Origin of the sequence: Prosthecobacter sp. (assembly GCF_034366625.1) — a bacterium.
Taxonomy (GTDB): domain Bacteria; phylum Verrucomicrobiota; class Verrucomicrobiia; order Verrucomicrobiales; family Verrucomicrobiaceae; genus Prosthecobacter.
The window spans coordinates 213918-237326 of the sequence record NZ_JAXMIH010000014.1 but is presented as its reverse complement, the minus strand read 5'-3'; the positions used below and the strand labels follow the sequence as shown (position 1 = coordinate 237326).

The window sequence follows — 23409 nt, the reverse complement described above, 5'->3', positions numbered from 1 at the left end:
TTCAGTCGATATACACGAACTCGTTCGAGTTCAGCAAGGCCAGGCAGTAGTCGGCAAGAGCGGCTTGGAAGTTGGATGTCAGCGCGGTCTGCTTTTGGAGGAATTTTTGCCCGGCTTCGATCTCCGCCTTGGTTGGCTGGCGTGCGAGACAACGCTGTGTGGCATCAGTGATGAGCGCGGCGGCATCGGAGCCGTGTGCTGCATTCAAATCGGTGGCGAGTTTGGTGGCGATGCCGTGGGCGAACTCGGAATTCAGCAGCATGAGGGCCTGCGGGGCGGTGGTGGACTCGTTGCGGCGGGCACAGCTGATTTGGGCGTCGGGGCGGTCGAACAACTCGAACAACGGATTTCGTAAATTGCGGCGGGCGAAGGTGTAGATGCTGCGGCGGTTGTGCTCGGTGGCATCGGGGTTCACCTCGTGCTGCTTTTTGAGCAGGGTGTCGCTGATTTCCTTCGGCAGCGGCAGTTTCACGCCGGGACCGCCCGTTTTGAGATTGAGCTGGCCGCTGACACTCAGCATGGCATCGCGCAGCATCTCGCCGGTGAGACGTTTGCGCGGCAGAGCGGCCTGCTGGTAGTGTTTCGACATCACGATGACCTTGTGCAGCTTTTTGAGACTCCAATTTTGACGCGGTAACTCGGCAGCAAGCCAATCGAGCAGCGCGGGTTCGCTTGGGGCTTCGCCTTGATGACCAAGATCGCCGGGGATGGCGGCGAGTGGCTTGCCGAAGTGCTGCTGCCAGATTCGATTCGCCATCGTGCGCAGGAAGATCGCGTTGTCCTTGCTTGCGAGCCACTTTGCGAGCACGGCACGATCCGCATTCGGCGGTGTTTCGCCGAAAAGGCGTGGAAACGCGGGCTGAATGGCGGGACCGGGCCGTTTGAAGTCGCCACGCACGAAGACAGTGCTGGCAGGCACGCCTTCGGTGAAGACGCGCACAAACGGGCCGAGCGGTTTGCGCTCCTTGGGCAGCACCGTGTTGTCAAAGAAGGCGCGCAGTCGGTAGAAATCGGCCTGGCTGATGGGATCATACGCATGATCGTGACACTGCGCACAGCCGACGGTGAGGCCGAGGTAAACGGAGCCGACGGTGGTGGTGATGTCGTTGAGCAGCACATGCCGGCGCTCGTCTTGTTTGTTGAGGTCGGGCATGTCCGGGCAGGCAAAGAGGAATCCCGTGGCCGTTTCATCGCCCATCAAATCTCCCGCGATCTGTTTCTGCACGAATTCGTCGAACGGCATGTCGCGGTTCATCGCGTCGACGACCCAGTCGCGATACTGCCAGGCGCGGCCGCGATCGGCGTCGTATTCAAAGCCGTCGGTTTCGGCGAAGCGGGCGAGATCGAGCCACCATTGAGCCCAGTGTTCGCCGTAGCGTGGACTCGCGAGCAGTTTGTCCACGACGGACTCGAAAGATGAAGGTTGAAGGATGAAGGATGAAACCTCCTCCGGTGTGGGCGGCAGGCCGGTGAGATCGAATGTGAGGCGGCGGATAAGCGTGGCAGGATCAGCTTTGGGCTGCGGCTGGATGAAATCGTCGATGCCTGTTTTGCCAGACGTGATTTGCAGCGGTTTGAAGGCCCAGTGCTCGCGATCCTTCGCGGAGATCTTCGGTTCATCCTTCACCGGATCGGCGGAAGCATGAATCGCGACACCGTGCGCGTGATTCGCGATCAGCAGCAGGGTGAAGGCGATGCAGGCCGGTTTCATGCGAGGATGCTTTTCACGACATGGCATTCTTCCACGCCGGTGAGCTTCTGGTCGAGACCGTTGAGGCGGAAGGTGAGGCGGTCGTGATCCAGGCCGAGGGTGTGCAGGATCGTGGCGTGCAGGTCGTGAATGTGGACTTTGTCCTTAGCGGCACGCAGGCCGAAGTCGTCGGTGGCACCGTGGATGTGGCCGTGCTTCACGCCTGCGCCGAACAGCACGGTCGTGTAGCCCCAGGGGTTGTGATCGCGGCCCACGCCCTTTTCGCTCATCGGCATGCGGCCGAATTCGCCGCCCCAGATGACGAGCGTGTCCTCCAGCAGGCCGCGTTGCTTCAAATCGCGAATCAAACCGGCCACGGGCTTGTCGGTGCGGGCGCAATACTCGGTGTGGTTCTTCATCACGTTCTCGTGCGCGTCCCAACCGTTGGTGTCGCCGGAGTAGAGCTGCACGAAACGCACTCCTCGCTCAATCATGCGCCGCGCGAGCAGGCAGCGCGTGCCGAACTCCTTCGTCGTCGGGTCGTCGATGCCGTAGAGGTGCTTCGTGGCCTCGGTTTCGCGCGAAATGTCCACGGCTTCCGGCGCGGCGCTTTGCATGCGGAAGGCCAGCTCGTAGGCGCGGATGCGGGCGTCGAGTTCGCTGTCGGCCTCGCGCTTGGCCTGATGCTGCGCGTTCATCTGCTGGATGAGATCGAGCGTGGCACGCTGGCGGGCGCTGCTCTGCGGGCTTTGCAGATGCAAGATGGGATTGTCTCCGGCACGCATGGTGGTGCCTTGATACGTCGCGGGCAGAAAGCCGCTGCCCCAGGCGGGCGGGCCGCCTTTCAAACCACCGCCTGGATCGGGCAGCACGACGAACGCGGGCATGTCCGCGTTCTCGGAGCCGAGGCCATACGACACCCAGCTTCCCAGGCTCGGCTTGCCCATCTGGATGGAGCCGGTGTTCATCTGATAAACCGACTGCGGATGATTCACGCTGTCGCCATGGCAACTCCTGATGACGCACATCTCATCGGCGATACCCGCCATGTGCGGCAGGAAGTCGCTGATCTCGATGCCGCTCTGCCCGTGCTTTCGAAACGGCTTCACTGGAGCCAGCAGCGGGTTCTGCGCGACCTTGCGCCGCGTTTCGACGGTGCCGTAGCTCTCCGGCAGCGGTTTGCCCGCGTGACGGATGAGTTCGGGCTTCGGATCGAACAAATCGACATGGCTCGGCCCGCCGTGCATGAAGAGCCAGATCACGCGCTTCGCCTTCGCCGGGAAGTGCGAGCGCGACTCGGCCATGAGGGACGAAAGCGCCACGCTGGACAGGCCCATCGCCGTCGTGCCAAGGAGGCGGCGGCGGGAGAGCGGGGCAAGGTCGCGGGGCATGGCGTGAAGACGTTGGATGTGGGTCGGTTCTAGCGGGTTGGGTAGCAAACGTCAATGCTGTCCCAAAGCCGGCCCCATCCGCTAAAGCATCTTCTGCATCCAGATCACATCGAGCCAGCGGCCGTGCTTGTAGCCGACTTCCTTGAGACGGGAGACTTGTTCGAAGCCAAATTTGACGTGGAGGGCGATGCTGGCGGTTTGTTCTGAATCAGCGCCTCCAAGGACGGTGTGGTGGCCGATTTCCTTCGCCAGACGCAGCAGTTCGGCGAGCAAGAGAGAGCCGAGGCCTTTGCCCCGATGCTCGTGATGCAGATAAACCGAGTCTTCGACGCTGTGGCAGTAGGCCTCACGTGGATGAAAGCGGCTGAGCGATCCCCAGCCGATGATCTGGCCGTTTTCCTCGGCGACGATCACGGGATGCTCGGGTCCGTGCGCGTCAAACCAGACGAGGCGTTCCTGCGCGGTGCTGGGCACGGTTTGGTAGGTGCAGGTGCTGTGCTCGACGTAGTGATTGTAGATCGCGTTGATGGCGTCGAGATCGGCTGCGGAGGCTGGGCGAGTGATGACGGGCATGGGACAAGAAACGGGGATTCGGCAGGAATAGAAGCTTTGAAATGACGAATGTCGAAATCCGAATGACGAGCCGGGTGCAGCGCCACGGGTCGCCGCAGGCCGCCTACAGGGAGAGAGTCGCGAGGCAAGGCGCGCATCTCCCTCAAGGCGTCTTTACCGTTGCTTCATGTCACGAAACTGCCTGGGCTACTTCGGTGCCTGCGGTGGCAGTTGAATCCTCGCGGTGAAGGTCTGCTCTGTATCGAGATCGCCCAGACAGCCCAGATAATCGAGCAACTCCATCGTGCAGGCATTGGTCCAGCCAAAACCAGTTTCATTGGTGGGATAGCCGAACTGGATCTTGCCCTCCACATCGCTGGTCATGTTCTCAACATCATACTTCTCAAACAACAAGCCGGTGCGGCAGAACTCGGAAGTCACCAGTGTCACAAAACGCCGCGCGATTCGCCGTGCCTCGTTGCGATAGCCATACCGGTGCAGCCCCATGACGGCCATGTAGTTCAGTGGCGCCCAGCCAAAGGGCTTGTCCCACTGACAGCCGCTGAGGTGCAGGCTGGTGAGCAGGCCGCCGGCGGCTTCGAATTCCGGCAGACTCGCAACGATGCGCGCCGCCTGCTCCCTGCTCGCCAGCCCGGCCCACATTGGCCAGAACGTGGTGGCAAACGGATACGAACGGCGACGGCCTGCCCGTCCGTCATAATCAAAGAACAAGCCCGCTTCCTCGTCCCAGAAACGTTCGTTGATGGCTGCGGCGCGCTGACTGGCGCGATCATGCCAGACGTCGAGCTCGGTGGTGGCGTCGAGAAACGCACGAACTTTGGCAATATCGACCTCCAGCCGCCAGAGCAGTGTGTTGAGGCAGACGGGCAGGATGTCGAGCACGTCGAGATTCGCGAAACCAAAACGGCCGCTCACGTCAAAACCTGACTCGCGCATGCTGCGGTCCGAGTGGTACGCATGGGCGGTTAGCATGCCGGTCACGGGATCGAGAAAGGCACTGGCGTCCTGCACATACTCACCGCCTGCGGCGAGATTCATGCGCAACCGCTCATAGTGATTGCGGCCGTGCTCATCGACTTCGCCCCGTTCCACCTCCGGTGCAGGTCCGCGGGCAAAATCATAGTAGCGGGAAAGATTGAGGCCAGACACGAGGTGTGGCGGCACCGTCCAATAGTAGTAAAACTTTTCCAACAGCGGCAGCGCGCGTCGCAGCCAGGTGAGATCACCGGTGGCGCGATACACCGCGAGCACCAGCCGCCCCAGCAGTGGCGGATGTGAGCGCGTGAGATAGTAGGTGCGGTTGGCCGTGAGGACGGTGCCGTAGTGCTCGACTTGATACAGGCACTGATCCGCGATCGCCCGCGCCATGGGCACGCGTCCCTGCCGCAGCAGGCCAAGCGCCATGAAGTAGCTGTCCCAGCCGTACATTTCGTTAAAACGACCGCCGGGCACGACATAGCGTCCCGGCAGGAACAGCAGGCCGTGTTCCTCGATGCGCGCAGGATCAGGCGGCAGCACCTTGAGCCGAAGCGTGGTCATCTGATCGTCGCCAAGCGATTTTTCAAAGATGCGCTGCACGCGCGGGAGATCTTCGGAAGGCGAGATGTAGATCGGGCAGGTGTATGCATGCTCCGCTCCAAGTTTCACATCGCAAATCGCCTGCGCCACCTGGCGCAGCCCGCGGCTCAGGCCGTGCCATTCCGACTGGATGTGATGCACGAGCCGGGCGATGTCACCCGTGTAGGGGAATGGTTGTTCTTCCTTGTTCACGCGTGTGCCGGCCTGAAGGTTTTTATGCCGCCCTTTGCCATGTGGCGGACGTTTCATCCTATGAACGATTCACAAGCAGATGACAGATGTGAATTTCAACAAAAATCCTTCCACCAGTCAACCTGGGCCGCACCATGATATCCAGCCGAACTTGGACCAAGGAACTGCTGCGTGAACTGATCCAGACACGTCTCGGCGGCGTAAAGTTCATCGTGGTTTCCAATCGTGAGCCGCATATGCACCGTTATGGGGACGGCGGTGATCTTGAGTGTGTCGAAACCACCGGCGGTCTGGCCACGGCCCTGCGTCCCATCCTGGCCGCCACCAAGGGCACCTGGATCGCCCACGGCGCGGGCAATGCCGACCGCGACACCGTGGATGAGCATGACCGCCTGGCCGTGCCACCCCAGAATCCGAGCTACACGCTGCGTCGTGTGTGGCTGACACCGGAGCAGGAGGAAGGCTACTACTATGGTTTTGCCAATGAAGGGCTGTGGCCGCTGTGCCACATCGCTTTCAAGCGTCCCATCTTCAGAATTGCAAACTGGGAGAGCTATCAGGAAGTAAATCGGTTGTTTGCCAAAGCGGTGATCGAAGAGGCGGGCGCAGGCCCCGCCATCATCTTCATCCAGGACTACCATTTTTGCCTGCTGCCGCGCATGGTGAAGGAGATGGGCGGCGAAAATCTTGTCGTCGCACAGTTCTGGCACATTCCCTGGCCGAACCCCGAGATGTTTCGCACCTGCCCTTGGTCGCAGGAGCTGGTGGATGGCATGCTGGGCAACGATCTGTTAGGTTTCCACATCCGAAATCACTGCCAGAACTTTTTTGAGACCGTGGACCGCTCGCTCGAAGCGATGGTGGACCGCGAACGCTGGCAGATCACCCGTGGTGGTCACATCACGAGCGTGTGTCCATTCCCGATCAGCATCGATTTCGAGGCCGCTGCGTCGCAGGTGGCCAGCCCCGAGGTTGAAGCCGCCATGGCAAAATGGCGCCGGAAACTCCGTCTGGGCGACCGTCTGCTGGGTGCGGGCATTGAACGGCTCGACTATACGAAGGGCATTCCTGACCGGCTGCGCGCGCTGGACTACTTCATCGAGACGTATCCCGAGTGGCGCGCGAAATTTTCCTTTGTGCAGATCGCCGCCCCCAGCCGCTCGCATCTGCCGGAGTATCAGGCGGAGGAGGATGAGATCGAGGGCCTCGTTGATCACATCAACTGGCGTTGGGGCCGCCTGGGCTGGCAGCCGGTGGTGTTTCTGAAACAGCAGTATGGCGCGGCGGACATGGTGGCGCTGCACCGGCTGTGCCGCTTTTTCATTGTGAACTCGCTGCACGACGGCATGAACCTCGTGGCCAAGGAGTTTGTCGCGAGCCGAACTGACAACGACGGCGTCCTCATCTTGAGCAAGTTCACCGGCGCCTTTCGCGAGCTGGACACCTCGCTGGGAGTGAACCCCTTTGCCATTCATGAGACGACCCAGGCCATTCATCAGGCGCTCACCATGGAACCGGAGGAGCGCGAGCGCCGCATGAAGGCCATGCGCGAGAAGGTGGCCCACAACAATGTCTATCGCTGGGCTGGCAGCATCCTCTCGCAGCTCATGAAACTCGACATTCCCGAGACCGCCCTGAACGATGTCACCTCACTGGACTGAACAACGCGACGCCTTGCGAGAGTGGCTGCTTGCCAGTCTGCGGATTCTGATCGGCTGCGACTTCGATGGCACGCTCGCACCCTTGGCGTCTCATGCGGATGAAGTGCGTCTCCCGGCTTCCACCAAGACCATCCTGCAGCGCCTCGTCTCGCAGCCGGGCGTCACTCTCGCCGTGATCTCTGGCCGCTCCCTGGCGGATGTGCAGCAGCGGCTTGATCTGGCCGGCGTGCTCTATGCGGGCAATCACGGGCTGGAGATGTCAGGGTCCGATGGCACAACGGTTCTGGCTCCCGGTGCCGCTGCCGCCGGGCCAGCCCTGCGCGAAGTGCTGGCAGAGCTTTCTCCCGTCTTGGCGCACCTCCCCGGCGTGTGGATTGAGGATAAACATCTGACCCTCTCCGTCCACTACCGGCAGGCGGCTGAATCCTGCCACGCCGAGGTGCAGCATCTGGTGAAATCAGCCGTGCAGGCTGTCGCGCCCTTGGTCGTGCGGCCCGCCAAACGCATCTGGGAGATCCGCCCCGCCATTGACTGGGACAAAGGAACCGCGCTGCGCCGGTTCATGGAGCAGTGTTGCGTGACCGCAGGCACCACCGCCTTCATGGGCGATGACGCGTCAGATCTCGACGCGTTTCGCGAACTGCCGGGCGGCTGGACGTTCATTGTCGGTGACGGCCTGGGTTCAGCCGCCCGTGTCAGGTTGCATGATCCGAGCGACAGCGCGGCTTTGTTGGACTGGATGGCGACGGTGAGGACTGCGGCGCGGTTCGGAAACGCGTTCGCCTGATGCCGCTGCGTCGCATCAAGTTGATCCCTTGATTGTCGTAGATTCACCACCCCTGTTTTCAAGCCTTGACTCGGCTGTGCTCAATCGACATTCTCGCGCCCGTCGTTCAAAATTTATCAACCACCTTAAACACACACCTTTATGTCCATCAAAGTAGGAGTCATCGGAGCTGGCGGCATGTTGCAGTATCACACGGCGGGGTTCCGCCAGGCGGGAGCGGAGATCCTGGCCGTGGCCGATCCGGCTCTCGGGGCTGCTGCCAAGGCTGCGGCGAAGTGGGGCATCACCACCCCCTATGACACCGTGGATGCCTTGCTGGGAAATCCGGAGATCGACGCCGTGAGCGTGATCGTTCCCAACAAATTTCACAAGTCCCTGACGATCCAGTGTCTCGAAGCCGGTAAGCACGTCTTCTGTGAAAAACCACCAGCGCTGAGCGCGGACGAGGTGAAGGAGATCATCGTTGCCGCCAAAAAAGCCAAAAAGCAGGTGCTCTTCAACTTCAACAACCGCGCCCGGCCTGAATCGCAGGCCATGATGACCTACATCAACCAAGGCGTGGCCGGTACCATCAATTCGGCGCAGGCCAAATGGATTCGCCGCACGGGCATCCCGGGCTTCGGCGGCTGGTTCACCACCAAGGAACTCGCTGGCGGCGGTTCACTCATTGATCTGCTGCACATGGTGGACCTCGCGATGTATTTCATGGGCTATCCCGAACCTGCGCACGCGCTGGGCCAGACCTTCTCGGATTTCATCACCGACAAGCAATTCAAAGGCCCGTGGGGCATTCCCGACCGCGTGGGCGGCACGACTGATGTGGAAAATTCGGCGCATGGTTTCGTGACCTTCAAGACCGGCCAGGTGCTGAGTCTCCAGGTCTCCTGGGCTGAAATGGTGAAGCGCGAGGAGGTCTCCGTGGTCTTCCAGGGCACGAAGGCTGGTGGCAGAGTGGAACGCCTCTTTGGCATCGACGGATTCGACAACACCGCCATCGACACCTGCGAACTCTATGTCCAGGAAAACGGCCACAGTGTGAACCGCAGCATCACCACGCCAGCATGCGAAGACATGGGCCGCATCGGCTCCGCCGCGAATTTCATCGAATTCCTTGATGGCAAAGCCGCTCCTCTGAACACGCCGGAGCAAGCCCTGCGCCTGATGCAGGTCATCGACGCGGTTTACGCCTCCGCGAAGACCGGCAAGCCGGTGTCGATTTGATCAAGGGCATTTCTGCCTCCGATGCCGAAGGGCATCGGAGGTAACAAGACTTCATTCGGCGCAGTCATAACCCCAAAAGCTTATGAGCATAAAGAGAATCGTGCCCGACATTACGTCGGAGCGAATGGATGACAGCCGGAAGTTCTATGCGGACTTTCTTGGCTTGGATCTGGCCATGGACATGGGTTGGATCTTGACGTTTGTATCCCCCGGCAATCCGACGGCTCAGATCACACTGATGCAGCCGTCTGCATCGGCTGTCCCCAATCCGAATATCTCCATTGAGGTTGAAGACGTTGACGCCGTGCATGTCAAAGCCGTCGCGCTTGGCCTGCCCATTGTTTACCCGTTGACGAACGAACCGTGGGGTGTTCGCCGCTTCTTCGTGGCAGACCCCAATGGCGTGGTCATCAATGTGGTGACTCATCTCAAATAGCGAGGCCTGACACGTTATGGCAAAGAAGACCTTGGACATTGACGTGGTCCGGGAGATTGCCCTGACGCTGCCGGACGTTGTAGAGAGCACTATTCACGGCGCTCCCTCATGGAAGGTGCGCGGGAAGCTCCTCGCATGCCCGGCTTTTCACAGCTCAGCCGAGCCGAACTCGATTGCCGTTCGGCTCGATTGCGATCAGCGCGACCGATTGATTGCGGCAGCGCCGCTCATTTACTACCTGACGGAGCATTACGCGAACCATCCCATCGTGCTCGTGCGACTGTCGCGGATCGATCGGACCGCCTTCTCTGATTTGTTGAGCATGGCCTGGCGCTTGGTGAGTTCACCAAAGAAAACAACTGGGCGCAAAGGACGGAGCCAAGGTGGAGGGACGGCGGAATGACACCTTATGAGCCACGCCCCATCCGATTCCTCGACCTCTGGTGCGTGGACGACTGGCGCATCAAGCTCTACGGCATCGCCTATGCCCGTCCGCAGCCGCGTCCCGAGTTGGTGACAGCGGCTCAGCGCATCGCATCGCAGCATCTTCGCTCATTGCGTGCCGATCTTCGCCACTACCATCTCGGCTTCCTCGGCGTTCACGACGGCCGCACCTCCAACTTCGTGTTTCTCGATTTCTGGGCCGATGAGAACGAGCTTCATCACCATGTCTTCGTCTCTCCCACGGCGCATCCCGACGACTTCACTTACGTCACGCCCACCGGCCTGTCGGCGTGTGTCTGGGACTTGCGCCTTCAGGCATTCGAGCGCGATGCGTGGGTTGCTCATGTTTTGCAACAGAGCGCAACACCAGACTTCGACGGCTACCTCGCCGCCACGCTCAACGCTGATGTCTGAACAGGCCGGAGCAGGCCCTGCGTCTGCTGCAGGCCATTGATGCGATCTACGCTTCCGTGAAGACCGGCAAGCCGGGTGTCGATCTGATTAAAAAAAGTGAGAACAGGCGTTCTGCATGTTAGAACGGGGGAGAACAAGCGCCCTGCTCGTTGGTGGTATCACGTGCATCTTCCAACGACACAACCCAACCAACACACCATGACAAACGCCGAAAAGACCAAGCTCCTGAAGACCAACACGATTTGCTGGCTCGCGGCGATCGTGTTGCCAGCAGTTCTGCACTTCGCCCTCGCATCCACCAAGTTTCCGTGGCCGGTCATTCTTCCGCTGTTGCTGCTCGGCCCCATGCTGGCTTCCAACAAGATGCTGGCCAAAGCCATCGGGGACACCACGGATGATCCCCCGCATCGAGAATGAGCACGAACATCCACGAGTTCACGATAGCCGCCGCACAATCGAGTTCCGTGAAGGGCGACATCGCCCAAAACGTTCGACGGCATGCTGAATTCGTCGTTCGCGCGGCCGGACATCATGCGAAGGTGGTTGTGTTCCCGGAACTCTCGCTGACAGGCTACGAACCGACGGTGGCCGCCGAACTGGCGCTCGATGCACGCGACGCCCATCTCGCCCCGTTGCAGGAACTGTCGGACAAACTGAGCGTGACGATCATCGCCGGGTGCCCCGTTCGTTCGGATGAGGTCAAACCCTACATCGGGGCGTTCATCATCAGGCCACAACTGCCGGTCGAGGTTTATCGAAAGCGCTTTCTCCATCCAGGCGAAGAGCAGCACTTCATTCCATCGGACGATGTGGTCGTCTGTCACTGTCACGGCAGAGCTGTTGGCATCGCCATCTGTGCGGACATCAGCAATCCAAGGCACGCGGCGGATGCCAGCCAACAGAACGCGACCATCTATGCCGCTGGCTTGGCCTTCACGCCAAAGGGGATCGCCGAAGCCGAAGCAGCGATGTCCGGTTATGCGCGCCAGTATCGATTCTTGGCAGTGATAGCGAATTACGCATCGCCAACGGGCGGCTATCCGATGGCGGGAAGAAGCGCGATTTGGGATGAGTCCGGCGCGCTCATCGCGCAAGCTGGCGCGACCAGCGAGAGTCTCGTTCTAGCCACAGCCACGCCAAATGGCTGGACGGGTCGTCTGGTGGAGATGGGTTGCACAAGCAATGTCGCTGACGAGGTTTTCACCGCTCCGAACAGAGTTCCTATATGAATGAAACGATTGACCATTCATGCGTCGCCATGACCCGAATGCTCTTCGCCAAGTATTAACCGCTTCCTCCTTCCAGATGAAACCGTCCACACGCATTGCCCATGTCAGTTTGGCTGAGGCCCTCGCCAAAGGCCCGCCACCGCTCGGCAATCTTGCAGTTCCCATCTTTTCGCATGGCTCGCTTGTGGTTGAGCTTTACACGCCGGTCGGTCACGACCCGCAGAAGCCGCACACACGAGACGAGATTTACTTTGTCACTCGTGGGACGGGTTCATTCTTCGACGGAGAGCAGCGTCACTCGGTTGCGGCTGGTTCATTCTTGTTCGTTCCGTCCGGCCAGATTCACCGCTTCGAGGATTTCTCATCCGACTTCGTCGTCTGGGTTGCCTTTTATGGACCGGAAGGAGGAGAGACAGGTGCCTAACCGCCCACTTGAATCGAATTATGCAAACCAGCGAAAACTACACTCCCGGCTACACGCAGAACGCGAGCGACTTCATGGCCAAGCGCTCCGCGCAGACCCACGCTGCGTTTCTGCTGCCGCATCTGCGCGACTCGTCGCGGTTGCTCGACTGCGGTTGTGGACCGGGATCTGTGACCTGCGACTTCGCGCGCATTGTTCGTTCCGGCCATGTGACCGGCATTGATCGCGAGGCATCACAGATTGAGCGTGCCCGGAGCCACGCGGCCAGCCTCGGCCTCACGAACGCGACCTTCGAGGTCGGTTCCATTTATGAGCTGCCATTCCCGGATGCGTCCTTCGATGTCGTCTTCGCGCATGCGGTCTTCGAGCACCTTTCCGTTCCTGACGCGGCGCTGGCGGAGGTGCGCCGGGTACTTGCTCCCGGCGGCCAAGTCGCCCTTCGCAGTCCGGACTGGGGCGGATTCATCGTCGCGCCGGACACGCCGGGCTTGCAGTCGGCCATCGGGCGTTACACCGAGCTTCAGATCGCCAACGGCGGTGATGTTCATGTGGGTCGCAAGTTTCCCGGCTTGCTGCGCTCCGCAGGTTTCACGTCGCTTGCTTTCTCGGCAACCTACGAGTGCTACCAGCCGCCGCCTGTCATCGGTGAGTATCTTGCGCTCCAACTGGCCGCAGCCGACGCCCGCGCCGAGGCCGCAGCTCTCCGTAATTGGAGCCGGCATCCCGATGCCATCTTTGCCCAGGCGTGGTGCGAGATCGTGGGCAGGGAACCGCGAACATCGCTGGAAAACTAGCATCCTTCCTCTCAGTCATTCAAACACTGCTCACCAAACACACATGAACCGTCTCCGCTTCTCCACCCTCGCCCATCGCGATCATGTCTTTTGCAGTCCATTGAGTTCAGCCAAGGCCGACCAGCTGGTCGAACTGCTCGATTTGCCCAAGTCGGGGCGGGTGCTGGATGTCGGTTGTGGCAAGGCTGACCTGTTGCTCCGTGTCATTGCACGATACGGGGTGGCCGGGGTCGGCGTGGATCCGAACGGCGAACTTGTGAGCGCAGCGCGTGCCAGCGTTGAATCCCGTGGTATCAGCGGGTTCGTGGAGTTGCACGAGGCTCGGGTGGCCGACGTGGCATTGGAACCTGAATCCTTCGATGTGGCACTGTGCATCGGCTCCACTCACGCTTACGGCAAGTTTGACCAGGCTCTCACTGCTCTGTCCCATCTGGTGCGTCCAGGTGGTCAGGTGCTCATTGCCGATGGTTATTGGAAGCGGGAACCGGCAGCGGAGTATCTCGCGTTCCTCGGCGCCGGTCTGACGGACTACTGCAACCATCGGGGCAACGAGTCCGCAGGCATCGCCGCCGGGTTGATGCCGCTTTACTCGTGCGTGAGCAATGACGATGAATGGGACCACTATGAGGGACTGTATTGCCTCTCGATGGAACGTTTCGTCCGCGACCATCCCCAAGACCCGGATGCGGTGCCATTCAGGGAACGCATTCGTGCCTGGCGTGATGCCTACCGGCGCTGGGGTCGTGATACGCTCGGCTTTGGCTACTATCTTTTTTGCAAGCCGTGATAATTCCAGATGATGCAATTCGCCAAGTATCAAGCGTTGGGAAATGACTGCCTGGTCGTCGAACGAGACGATTTCGTGGAGTTGCTATCGCCCACGGTTGTTCGCCGAATATGCGACCGCCATTTCGGGATCGGTTCGGACGGCATCCTGGTTCGTGAGCCGAGTTCTGATCCGACCGAGTTCCGTGTGCGAATCCTGAACCCGGATGGGAGCGAGGCCGAGAAAAGCGGAAACGGCCTGCGGATTTTCGCGCGATACCTGTGGGATCGGCGGCTCGTGAGCGACGCGCCGTTCACGGTCGTGACGCCGGGCGGTGAGGTCCTTTGCCGGGTCCATGAGCAAGGCCGCTCGGTGACCGTCGAGATGGGCCGGGTCTGCTTTCACAGCGGCGAAATTCCGGTGCCCGGCCCGCCGCGCGAGGTGATTCGCGAAACCATGGAGATCGCAGGACAGGCGTTGGAATTCACCGCCGCGACTATTGGCAATCCGCATTGCGTGATCCTTCGCCCGCAGGTCTCCAAGGCCGAAGCAACTTTGCTCGGCCCGCTCATTGAAACCGACAGCCGATTCCCGAATCGGACCAACGTGCAGTTCATGCAGGTGCTGGATCGGGCAAACATCCGGATCGAAATCTGGGAGCGCGGAGCCGGCTACACGCTGGCCTCCGGCAGCAGCAGTTGCGCGGCTGCGGCAGTCGCGAAAAAGATCGGCCTGTGTGATTCGACGATCACCGTCCACATGCCGGGCGGCTCGCTGGCGATTGAAGTGGACGACAATTTCCTTGTCCGCATGACCGGGCCGGTCGGGAAAGTGGCTGAAGGTAAATTGAGTGACGAAATCTTCCAAAGCACCCGCACCGCAGGTGCCTGAATCAAACCCCAGCATCACACGCCTATGCCATCCGCCGACGTTCGATACAGCGACACACGCGAGTTGCCGCTTGAAGGCGTCTTGGAGCTTTACCGCGCCAATGAATGGTCCTCAGCAAACAAGCCCGAGCTGTTGCACAAGGCGCTGCTGGCGTCGCACTCGCTGGTCACGGCTTGGGATGGCAGCAAGCTTGTCGGACTCGGCAACGCAATCTCGGACGGACATCTGGTCGTTTACTACCCGCACTTGCTCGTGCTTCCCGAATATCATGGGCGTGGCATCGGCACGCGACTGATGCAGATGCTCATGGCGCGCTACGCCGGGTTTCACCAGCACATGCTCGTCGCCGATGGCCGGGCGATTGAGTTTTACCGCAAGTGCGGTTTCGAGCGCGCGGGCAAGACCGAGCCGATGTGGATTTATGCGGGCCATGACCACGACCAAAAGATGCCGCCTACCATGCAGCAGTCGCTCGGACAAATCGCGCTCGTCGTGCGCGAATACGATGAAGCCATCGATTTCTACGTCGGAAAGCTCGGCTTCACTTTGGTGGAAGACACCTGCATTCCAGAGCAGGACAAACGTTGGGTCATCGTCGCTCCACCGGGATCAGCGGAAACTCGGTTGCTTCTCGCGCGAGCGACCAGCGAAGAACAGGCGTCACGGATCGGAAATCAAACCGGCGGCCGGGTGTTTCTGTTTCTCGTCACTGATGACTTCTGGCGTGACTTTCGCGATTACAAAGCCAAGGGCATCGTCTTTGTGCGTGAGCCAAAGGAGGGAAGCTACGGCACGGTAGCCGTGTTCGAGGATCTTTACGGAAACCTATGGGATCTACTTCAACCCAGAATCTGATGCCAATACACGCGGCAACTCGTTCAACCATGCGCTGCAGCAAACGGCGGCTGGCCGTCGCGGTTGCAATCGGCGCGTCTCGTGGCCGCCGTCGCTGAGCTTGGGTCGTTGGCAAAGAAATCTTATGTTCATTAGTCCATATGAGAAAGTCGGTGGCTTGGTCTGGGTTCCTCGCATGCTGAGAAAGATTCGGTTGCGCGCGAGCGGCCAGTTGCCAGATGACTACCTTCCTTACATGGGGCTGGGTTTCGATCGTCGGTGCGTGCGGTTTCTCGGCGTGACTTACGAGGCGCTGGTCGAGAGGGTCGCCACTGGCGGGACGGACGAAGAGATCCTCGAATGGTGCTTCGCCACAGGGAAGAGGCCGTCAGAGGTTGAGATTCACGTGTGGAACGAATATATGATCAAGCGAGGTTGGCGCGATACTGATTCGCCCTCGATCGACTTGCAGGAATACAAGGAGAAGTATGGGCTGGGCCATCGCTCCGATATCCGCACCTACTTTGATTTCTATGAGGTCGACGAAGAAAGAAAGCCATAAGAGCCTCAACCATGCGCTGCATACCATGAATAAAGCGCTAGGCAGAAAATGCTGACCGCAACGGCAATGACACCATGAACACAACCACATCTCTTCTCTTCGCTAATCTCCTGTTGGCCGTCCCATTTCAGGCTGCGGCGCAAAAGACCTTCACCACCGCGGACGGGGAGGCGGTGCAAGCCTGCTTGCGCGAGAGCTACGCGAAGGGAAACGCGGGCATGGTGGTCGGGTTGCTGGACAGCACGGGCACACGCGTGTTCGCTGCCGGGAAGCTGGACGATGGAACCGATGGAGAGGTGGATGGCGACACGGTCTTCGAGATTGGTTCGGTGACCAAGACGTTCACCTCGCTGGTGGCGATGGACATGGACCGGGGCGGCATGTGGAAGCTCGACGATCCGGTGGCGAAGTATTTGCCGAAGGACGTCAGGGTGCCGTCGTTCGAAGGGAAGCCCATCACGCTGCGGCACCTGGCCGCGCAGGATTCGGGACTGCCGTTCAACGTGGATAACCTTTCGAGCAAGGAACCAAGGGTGGGGTATAACGCCTACACGGTGGAAGATTTGTATGCCTTCCTGAAGTCCCACCAACTGACGAATGCGCCCGGCGCCAGGTTTGAGTATTCCAATGCCGGGATGAGTTTGCTGGGTCACGCGATGGAACGGGCGTCGGGCGAATCGTTCGAGTCACTGGTCCTCAGGCGAATCTGCCGTCCGCTGCACATGGACAGCACGCGCACCACGCTCACGCCAGAAATGAAAAGCCGCATGGCGACGGGACACGCGCCGAATGGCGAACGCGCGGCGAACCTCAACCTGCAAGTCATGGCCGGGGCGGGCGCGTTGAAATCCTCCGTCAACGATCTGCTCAAGTATGTCTCCGCCCAGCTTGGTTTCACAGCGTCGGAACTGGGGCCGCTCATCGCGGAGTCGCAGGTGATTCGTCACACGGGCGCGGCAAACTTTGGCCGGACGGCCATGCCCTGGGTGGATGGCGATTCCTACACTCCGCCCGGCTCGGAGTTGCTGGGGCATGCCGGTGGCACATTTGGTTTCAGCGCGTTCATCGGCTTCGACCGGAAGCAGCGCCGCGGCGTGGTGGTGCTGACCAATCAACGCGTGACCAGTTCCGCTGCTGTGGGCTGGCTCATCCTGCAGGACCTGCCGCTGACGAAGGCGAATATCGAGATGCCCGTGCGCGAAGTCATCGGCCTCGGCGCGGCGCTCGGCTCCGATGACGCGACGGGGATCGTGCGAATCACCCGCGTCTTTCCGAAGTCACCGGCGGGAAAGGCGGGGCTGGCTCCCGGACTCCTGATCCAGAAAATCAACGGCACATCCATCGAAGGCAAACCGCTCAAGGAGTGCCTGGAGATGATGGGCGGACCGGTCGGGACGAAGGTGTCGATGGAGTTGCTCGATCCGGAGCGGAAAAAGACGAAGACCGTGGAACTGACGCGTCAGAAATTCGTGACGGCGAGCGAATGACCGCATGATGTTGCCCATGAATACAAACTCGAATCATTCCTCCGTCGAGACGGACACTCGCACGGGCCTCGACCCGTGGGCTTACTGAATGAGTCATGAACATCGAGCACATTCGCATACGGGAACTGCGGCCAGATGACTCCGTCGCGGCCATCACCGAATTGCTGCACACCTCCTATACGCCGTTGGCAGCAATGGGCTTCAAGTATCTCGCGACGCACCAGGATGAGGCGACAACACAGCAGCGATTGCAGGGCGGCATCTCCATCGTCGCGGAGCTTGATGGCGCCATCGTTGGAACGGCGACGTTGCGTGCTCCAGAGGCCGAGTCTCGCTGTGCCTGGTATTCGCAGCCGGGCGTTTGGTCGTTCGGTCAGTTTGCCGTGCGGCCCGATCTGCAACGAAACGGCCTTGGGGCACGGTTGATGCGCGTCATTGAACGACGCGCGTTCCAGCATGGCGCTACGGAACTCGCGCTCGATACCGCCGAGGGAGCGACGCATCTCGTGCGATGGTATGAGCGGCTGGGCTTTCGTTTCATCCAACATGTCTCGTGGGATGAGACGAACTACCGCAGCGTGGTGATGTCGAAGCGATTACCCGATCCCAATCCGTGGCTGCGCATCCCGCTCAGCGACTACGAGGCTCACATGGCATTGCCGTCCGTCGCGCAGTCACAGCTGCTCGCCTCCACATTGCAGAGCATCGTCACCCGCTTTCAGCCACGCTCGCTGGCGATATTTGGCGCGGCGGGAGGCAATGGTTTGGAACTGGTTGATTCCGCCATCGTGCGGCGCGTGGTCGCTCTGGACTTTAACCCCGACTATCTGCGGGTCTGCGCCAGTCGGCACGGTGCGTCCTTTGCCGAGTTTCAGCCGGTCCTCCATGACTTATCGCAGGGGGCGCCAGCCATCGAACCGGTCGAGTGCATCTTTGCTGGCCTCGTGTTGGAGTATCTTCGCCTGGATGTTTTTTGCTCCTACCTGCCGTCGCTTCTGACCGCCGCCGGCATCTTCGCCACAGTCCTCCAACTGCCGGCCGATGGCCTGCCAGAAGTCAGTGTCTCACCCTTTCCCAGCCTCACGCAGCTTCAACCGGCATTCGCATTCGTCAGCCCGACACATCTGGACGATTTGCTCTCTGCACAGGGCTTTTCACGGCTTGAAGACGAGCGTCATGATCTCAATACTGGCAAATCGTTTTACTTCGTCGCCTACCAACTCACCAACCAGCCTCGCGAGCGATGACTTTCCGCCCCGCCACCAGCACCCGATCAGATTCTCTAGCACGAAGAGGCGCACTTCGATGCTCCTCTCGTGTTCTCTGCGACGCACGCCGATTCGCTGCTAGCTGAGGCCACCGCGATCCGAGTTCAGCGACGCATCGCCATACTTCGCGCGAGCTGAAGGCGTGAAGTCGAGCGGCGTCCAGGCGGCGTTGTTGGCGGAGGATGCCACGACAGCTTCGATGAAGGCCATACCGGCGACGCCTTCCTCGATTGTCGGGTAATCCATGTCGAGCGGGTTCGGCGTGGTGCCGGCCTCGACGGCGCGGATGTGGTTGGTGAAGTTTTTGTAGATGTTCGCGAAGCCTTCCAGGTAGCCCTCGGGATGACCCGCAGGCGTGCGCGTGGCGGCGGCGGCGGCGCTGCCGAGGTAACCCATGCTGGTGCGATAGATCTGCTTCGGCTGGTCGAGCGAGGTGACAATCATCGTGTTGGGATCGAGCTGATTCCATTCGATGCCGCCCAGTTCGCCATAGACGCGGAGGCTGAGGTTGTTTTCGCAGCCGACGCTGATCTGGCTGGAGTGCAGCACGCCCTTGGCACCGTTGGTGAAGCGCAGCAGCACGTTGCCATCATCTTCGAGACGACGACCTTCTTTGCCGAGGAAGATGGTGAGGTCGGCAGCGAGTTCCTTGATGTGCAAACCGGTGACGTATTCGGTGAGGTTGATCGCGTGCGTGCCGATGTCGCCCATGCAACCGGCGGCTCCGCAGATCGCCGGATCGACGCGCCAGGATGCTTGTTTTTGTCCGGTGTTTTCCAACATCGTGGCGAGCCAGCCCTGCGGGTATTCGACGACGACCTTGCGGATGTTGCCCAGTTTGCCCTGCTCGATCATCTGGCGCGCCTGACGCATCATCGGATAGCCGGTGTAATTGTAAGTGACACCGTAGAGCTTGCCGGACCTCTTCACGATGCCCGCTAGTTCCTTCGCCTGCGCGAGATTGAAGGTCGCCGGTTTGTCGGAGAGCACGTGGAAGCCGCTCTCCAGCGCGAGCTTCGCCGCTGGAAAGTGCATGTGGTTCGGCGTGACGATGGAGACGAAGTCCATGCGTTTGTCCGCAGGCAGCGCGGCTTCGGTGCGGAGCATTTCCTCAAAGGTGCCGTAGCAGCGCTCGGCGGGCAGGTAGAAATCAGCGCCGCTGGCCTTTGATTTTTCCGGATTGGAGGAGAATGCGCCGCAGACGAGTTCAATCTGCTGGTCGATTGCCGCTGCGATGCGATGAACGCCGCCGATGAAGGCGCCACGTCCGCCGCCGATCATGCCATAACGAATTTTCCGGCTCATAATCAAAATGTTCTGGGTTCCTGGTTCTTGGTTGGGTGAGGAGCGCGAGTTTGGGCAGTGAGCGCAGGCGGGTCAAGTCCGCATCCACGTCCCATCCGGGCACAAAAAACCCCGGAGAGGGGCACCCAACGCGCTCGGGCTTCCTCTCCGGGGCCGTGTCGTCGAAACATCGCAAAGCGATGCGCATGGCGACAAGCTTGTGTGTGGCGGCTTATGCAGCGGCTGCGAGATGCAGGGGCGAGCCGTTCTTCATGCGGCCGCGAAATTCCGTGGGGGATTCATCGGCGATGCGGCGGAAGCTGCGGTTGAAATGGGACAGGCTCTGGAAGCCGACATCGTAGGCCACTTCGGTGATACGGGCGGCAGGCTTCATCAGCATGCGCTTGGCTTTTTCCACGCGGGCGCGGTTCACGAAATCCGTGAAGGTGAGGCCGGTGGCGCGCTTGAACAGCTTGCAGAAGTGGAAGGGGCTGACGTTCACCGCACGGGCGACAGCTTCGAGGGACATGGGCTCGGCAAGGTGCTGATGGATGAACACCTTTGCATTGCGCACGGCCTCGGGTTCGTGCGTGGCATTGGCAAACAGGAGGCGGTGGGCGCTGTCGCCGAGCTGAAGGGCGAAGGATTGCAGAATGGCGATGGCTGCATCGTAACGCTCCGGCTGCATCACCGGGACATGTTCGAACTGTACCTTGGCGCTGCGAATTTCAGCGGCGGAGCGGTTGTCATCCAGCAGGGCCTTGGCCACAGGAGCGAAGGTGTCAGCGTTTGCGGGCTGGAGGCGGACACCGCCGGTAAGCATGACCGCGATGGTGTTTTTACCCACACGAACGGGAACCTGGGTTTCGACGACACCCGCGATGCCCGTGCGGGTGGCGATGCTGTCGATGTGAACGTCTTCGCCCACAGACTCCAGGTTCAGCGGCAGGCTGGTGAGGGTGTGAAACGCCTTCTGGTAATGCTGAAAGAGTTCGCTTTCGGCAAGATTCAGAATAAAACGCTGACGGGCGGTGATGGAGGATGTGGTGGTGTTCATGGCGCGTTGTTTGGTTTGATTGACGCCGCCATCATGCCCGCTGCTGGTTGTTCCGATATTGTGGCCCGCTACGGTTCGTTGCGTCATGAACCACCGCAATTTTGGCATAGTGGAATCCATTATGAGGGCGTCTCGGTTGCGGCCAATTCCTCCGGGCTTGCGCTTGCATGGCTTTTAAACGCACCAGTGTCCTGCAAACGCGATTTTGGAAAAAGCAGCCGGGGTGATTGACTTCGCGACGACCAAAAAGGGTTTTCGCGGACGCCAAGCGCTGCCCAACAGTTTGCCATCACGAGATGCTGAACGGCATCCTCGGCTCATCTCGCAGAGGCGAGATCTACGGTTGCCAGTGCTGCGCGATCTTCTTCTTCAAGAACTCGACGCTTCTCGCGAGCTGCTCCATACCATCGACACCGTCTTCGATGCTGATCCAGCCGTTGAAGCCCTTGCTTTTAAGTTCGCTGAAGATGGCGTCGTAGTCGTTGAGGCCTTTGCCGATCTCGCCGTGGCGGAGGCGTTTGGCGTAGCCTTGGGCACCGTCTTCTTCTTTGCGAAGGTCTTCGATGGTGCCCTCGGCGAGGTAGCGGTCGCTGGCGTGCATGGTGACGACGCGATGTGAAACACGTTTCAGTAACTCGATGGGGTCCTCACCCGCGAGGTAGGTGTTCGAGGGGTCGTAGTTCACGCCGAAGTTCGGGTGATTCACGGCATCGACGAGCTTGCAGAAGACATCCATCTTCTGCGCGAACTCGGGATACTCCCAGAAGTCGTCTTTGTAGTGGTTCTCGATGATCAGCGTGATGTCGCGCTCCTGCGCATACGGCAGGCAGGCGTAGATCGACTCAGCAGCCAGTTTCACACCTTCATCCAGCGTCAGCTCCGGCCGACGCTGACCGCTGAGCACACGGCAATACGATCCACCGAGCGTGTGCGTCATGTCGATCCAGCGTTTCTGCTTCGCGATCTCCTTTTCGCGGAAGGAGGCGTTGGGATGCGTGAAATCCGGCGAGCAGCACATCATGGGGATCACCTTGCCAGTGTCTTCGACCTCCTGGCGGAAGCGTGGCCAGTTCTTCTCATCCGCCATCTCCAGGAAGCCCGCATACCATTCGAGGCCCTGCACATCGAGTTTGGAGGCGAGCGTGATCCATTCGGAGACGGTCATCGTCCCTTCTTTGCAGAGGGCCTGCATGAAGGCTTTGGGGAAGGCGGCGAGTTTGGGCATGGTGGTGGGAGTGAAGAACGTCAGATGACGAACCAATGAGCCAGCGGCTATCACCACCGCCACGACAAAGTGTGTGTGATTTGCGACTCGCGGCTCCGATTGCCAGCCAAACTATCCCAGTTCCCGTGCGCACGGTCTTGCCGTAGCAACCACGAGCTCCTCACGATCCGACGAAATCGCCACCCCTGGCCATCGGAGAAGCCTCCGTTTGCCGGGGATGGCGGGCAGAGACACTGCCAGCGTGGTTTGACCGGCAGCAGGCGGCCGGGATGTCAGCGGGCGCTGATGCCGGCCTGGACCTGCGCGATGGCCTGGCCGATCTGCGCCTGGACGTTGCCGCCGCGCTGGGCAGCTTTGATGGCCTGCTTGATGGTCTTGACGGCATCAACTTTGAAGCCGGCCTTGTTGCCCGTGGCGTTCTGGAGGTGCTCCTGGGCTTTTTCGAGCAGCGGCACGGGGTTCGGGGAGGCTTGCGCCTGCTGAAGAAGCTGGATGGCCTTCTCCATGCGGGGTTCGACGGCATTCAGCGTGCTGCATAGTCCGAGCGTGATGCAGACGACGGCGAGGATGCGGGTGAGGTAGTGGTTCATATTCTTGGATGTGTTTGGGTGGGTGTCGTTTGGGTGGTCTGGGAGTGAGTTCCCAGGGTTCACTCACCACATGCCCCGTCCGAGTTTCGTTCCGGCAAAAAAGCCAGGTTATTTTCAAAGAGTGCCGCGTGAGGGGCCTGGAGGCGGGGTCGCCATGGCACGTTCACCAGAACGCGCACCTCACGCTGAAAACAAAAGAGCACCTGCCGTGCAGGTGCTCCCAAAAGCGCGGTTCAACATGCGGCCGTGCCGCCACCACGCCTCATTTCGGACGTTTCGACTTGTCTTTGCCCTGATGGAGGTTGGCGATGGCCGCGTTGATTTTCTGCTCCATTTTGCTCTTGTTGCCGGCTTGCAACTCCTTGATGGCCTCGTCGATCTTGTCGATCACGTCCTCCTTGTCCCCGCCCTTGTTGCCCTTGTTGGCTTTGGTGATGCGGTTCTTGGCGGACTCCAGCAAGGGCATCGGATCGTCGGCTTTCTTCGCGGCCTGGAGTTCGTCGAGAGCTTTGCGTTGTTGAGGTAGATCAGCGAGGGCCATGGTGGCGGTGCTGAGGAGGAGAATCGCGCAGGCGACGCGGACGAGGAAGCGGAAGGTGTGTTTCATGGCG

At 60.3% G+C, this 23409-nt stretch carries 25 protein-coding genes and 1 pseudogene; 17 read left to right on the top strand and 9 right to left on the bottom strand.

What is annotated here, in order from left to right; translation table 11 throughout:
• Window position 1 precedes the first annotated feature (1 nt).
• From U1A53_RS16800 to U1A53_RS16785, 4 genes are all read right to left on the bottom strand, one after another.
• Window positions 2-1711 (bottom strand): DUF1549 and DUF1553 domain-containing protein, encoded by a 1710-nt coding sequence (locus U1A53_RS16800; RefSeq protein WP_322282723.1) that lies wholly within the window; start codon window positions 1709-1711, stop codon window positions 2-4.
• Window positions 1708-3081 carry a DUF1501 domain-containing protein gene (locus tag U1A53_RS16795; protein ID WP_322282721.1) on the bottom strand — a complete coding sequence of 458 codons (1374 nt, stop codon included), beginning with the start codon at window positions 3079-3081 and terminating at the stop codon, window positions 1708-1710. The genes U1A53_RS16800 and U1A53_RS16795 overlap by 4 nt, the downstream gene beginning before the upstream one ends.
• Before the next feature lie 81 nt (window positions 3082-3162).
• Window positions 3163-3654, bottom strand: coding sequence for an N-acetyltransferase family protein (locus U1A53_RS16790; protein ID WP_322282719.1), 492 nt, complete (start codon window positions 3652-3654; stop codon window positions 3163-3165).
• Between the two features lie 186 nt (window positions 3655-3840).
• Complete coding sequence (locus U1A53_RS16785) at window positions 3841-5481, bottom strand: trehalase family glycosidase (RefSeq protein WP_322282717.1); 1641 nt, start codon at window positions 5479-5481, stop codon at window positions 3841-3843.
• Window positions 5482-5558: 77 nt separating this feature from the next.
• Between U1A53_RS16785 and U1A53_RS16780 the strand changes: the two genes are divergently transcribed.
• The 17 genes and pseudogenes from U1A53_RS16780 (at window position 5559) to U1A53_RS16705 (ending at window position 18621) form a co-directional block, all read left to right on the top strand.
• On the top strand, window positions 5559-7085 hold the full coding sequence (locus tag U1A53_RS16780) for a trehalose-6-phosphate synthase (protein ID WP_322282715.1): 1527 nt from the start codon (window positions 5559-5561) through the stop codon (window positions 7083-7085).
• A complete protein-coding gene (gene otsB / locus U1A53_RS16775) occupies window positions 7066-7872 on the top strand; it encodes a trehalose-phosphatase (RefSeq protein ID WP_322282714.1) in 807 nt (268 codons plus the stop codon). The genes U1A53_RS16780 and otsB overlap by 20 nt, the downstream gene beginning before the upstream one ends.
• Before the next feature lie 141 nt (window positions 7873-8013).
• Window positions 8014-9093, top strand: coding sequence for a Gfo/Idh/MocA family oxidoreductase (locus U1A53_RS16770; RefSeq protein WP_322282713.1), 1080 nt, complete (start codon window positions 8014-8016; stop codon window positions 9091-9093).
• Between the two features lie 82 nt (window positions 9094-9175).
• Window positions 9176-9529 carry a VOC family protein gene (locus tag U1A53_RS16765; protein ID WP_322282712.1) on the top strand — a complete coding sequence of 118 codons (354 nt, stop codon included), beginning with the start codon at window positions 9176-9178 and terminating at the stop codon, window positions 9527-9529.
• A 16-nt stretch (window positions 9530-9545) separates the two neighbouring features.
• Window positions 9546-9932 (top strand): MmcQ/YjbR family DNA-binding protein, encoded by a 387-nt coding sequence (locus U1A53_RS16760; RefSeq protein ID WP_322282711.1) that lies wholly within the window; start codon window positions 9546-9548, stop codon window positions 9930-9932.
• Complete coding sequence (locus U1A53_RS16755) at window positions 9929-10387, top strand: hypothetical protein (RefSeq protein ID WP_322282710.1); 459 nt, start codon at window positions 9929-9931, stop codon at window positions 10385-10387. Before U1A53_RS16760 ends, U1A53_RS16755 begins: the two co-directional genes overlap by 4 nt.
• Window positions 10388-10585: 198 nt before the next feature.
• Window positions 10586-10804 (top strand): hypothetical protein, encoded by a 219-nt coding sequence (locus U1A53_RS16750; RefSeq protein WP_322282708.1) that lies wholly within the window; start codon window positions 10586-10588, stop codon window positions 10802-10804.
• Window positions 10801-11616, top strand: a complete 816-nt coding sequence (locus U1A53_RS16745) for a carbon-nitrogen hydrolase family protein (protein ID WP_322282707.1) — start codon at window positions 10801-10803, stop codon at window positions 11614-11616. Before U1A53_RS16750 ends, U1A53_RS16745 begins: the two co-directional genes overlap by 4 nt.
• Window positions 11617-11635: 19 nt before the next feature.
• Entirely contained in the window at window positions 11636-12040 is a 405-nt protein-coding gene (locus U1A53_RS16740; protein WP_322282706.1) for a cupin domain-containing protein, read from the top strand.
• A gap of 20 nt (window positions 12041-12060) precedes the next feature.
• Complete coding sequence (locus tag U1A53_RS16735; protein ID WP_322282705.1) at window positions 12061-12834, top strand: methyltransferase domain-containing protein; 774 nt, start codon at window positions 12061-12063, stop codon at window positions 12832-12834.
• A gap of 43 nt (window positions 12835-12877) precedes the next feature.
• A complete protein-coding gene (locus tag U1A53_RS16730) occupies window positions 12878-13621 on the top strand; it encodes a class I SAM-dependent methyltransferase (protein ID WP_322282704.1) in 744 nt (247 codons plus the stop codon).
• Between the two features lie 12 nt (window positions 13622-13633).
• On the top strand, window positions 13634-14491 hold the full coding sequence (gene dapF / locus U1A53_RS16725) for a diaminopimelate epimerase (protein WP_345786494.1): 858 nt from the start codon (window positions 13634-13636) through the stop codon (window positions 14489-14491).
• Window positions 14492-14515: 24 nt separating this feature from the next.
• Window positions 14516-14929, top strand: a pseudogene (locus U1A53_RS27100) (GNAT family N-acetyltransferase); the annotation flags it as partial.
• A 21-nt stretch (window positions 14930-14950) separates the two neighbouring features.
• Window positions 14951-15346, top strand: coding sequence for a VOC family protein (locus tag U1A53_RS27095; RefSeq protein WP_345786493.1), 396 nt, complete (start codon window positions 14951-14953; stop codon window positions 15344-15346).
• Window positions 15347-15470: 124 nt separating this feature from the next.
• Window positions 15471-15887, top strand: coding sequence for a DUF5069 domain-containing protein (locus U1A53_RS16715; protein ID WP_322282700.1), 417 nt, complete (start codon window positions 15471-15473; stop codon window positions 15885-15887).
• 74 nt (window positions 15888-15961) lie between these two features.
• Complete coding sequence (locus U1A53_RS16710) at window positions 15962-17374, top strand: serine hydrolase (protein WP_322282699.1); 1413 nt, start codon at window positions 15962-15964, stop codon at window positions 17372-17374.
• A 95-nt stretch (window positions 17375-17469) separates the two neighbouring features.
• Entirely contained in the window at window positions 17470-18621 is a 1152-nt protein-coding gene (locus U1A53_RS16705) for a bifunctional GNAT family N-acetyltransferase/class I SAM-dependent methyltransferase (protein WP_322282697.1), read from the top strand.
• A 99-nt stretch (window positions 18622-18720) separates the two neighbouring features.
• Here U1A53_RS16705 and U1A53_RS16700 read toward each other — a convergent pair whose 3' ends face one another.
• From U1A53_RS16700 to U1A53_RS16680, 5 genes are all read right to left on the bottom strand, one after another.
• Window positions 18721-19947: a Gfo/Idh/MocA family oxidoreductase gene (locus U1A53_RS16700; RefSeq protein WP_322282695.1), complete on the bottom strand. Its 1227-nt coding sequence runs from the start codon at window positions 19945-19947 to the stop codon at window positions 18721-18723.
• 211 nt (window positions 19948-20158) lie between these two features.
• On the bottom strand, window positions 20159-20983 hold the full coding sequence (locus tag U1A53_RS16695) for an AraC family transcriptional regulator (protein ID WP_322282693.1): 825 nt from the start codon (window positions 20981-20983) through the stop codon (window positions 20159-20161).
• A 337-nt stretch (window positions 20984-21320) separates the two neighbouring features.
• On the bottom strand, window positions 21321-22208 hold the full coding sequence (locus tag U1A53_RS16690; RefSeq protein WP_322282691.1) for a sugar phosphate isomerase/epimerase family protein: 888 nt from the start codon (window positions 22206-22208) through the stop codon (window positions 21321-21323).
• Window positions 22209-22480: 272 nt separating this feature from the next.
• Window positions 22481-22798 carry a hypothetical protein gene (locus U1A53_RS16685; RefSeq protein WP_322282690.1) on the bottom strand — a complete coding sequence of 106 codons (318 nt, stop codon included), beginning with the start codon at window positions 22796-22798 and terminating at the stop codon, window positions 22481-22483.
• A 262-nt stretch (window positions 22799-23060) separates the two neighbouring features.
• Complete coding sequence (locus tag U1A53_RS16680) at window positions 23061-23405, bottom strand: hypothetical protein (RefSeq protein WP_322282688.1); 345 nt, start codon at window positions 23403-23405, stop codon at window positions 23061-23063.
• Between the last annotated feature and the right edge of the window lie 4 nt (window positions 23406-23409).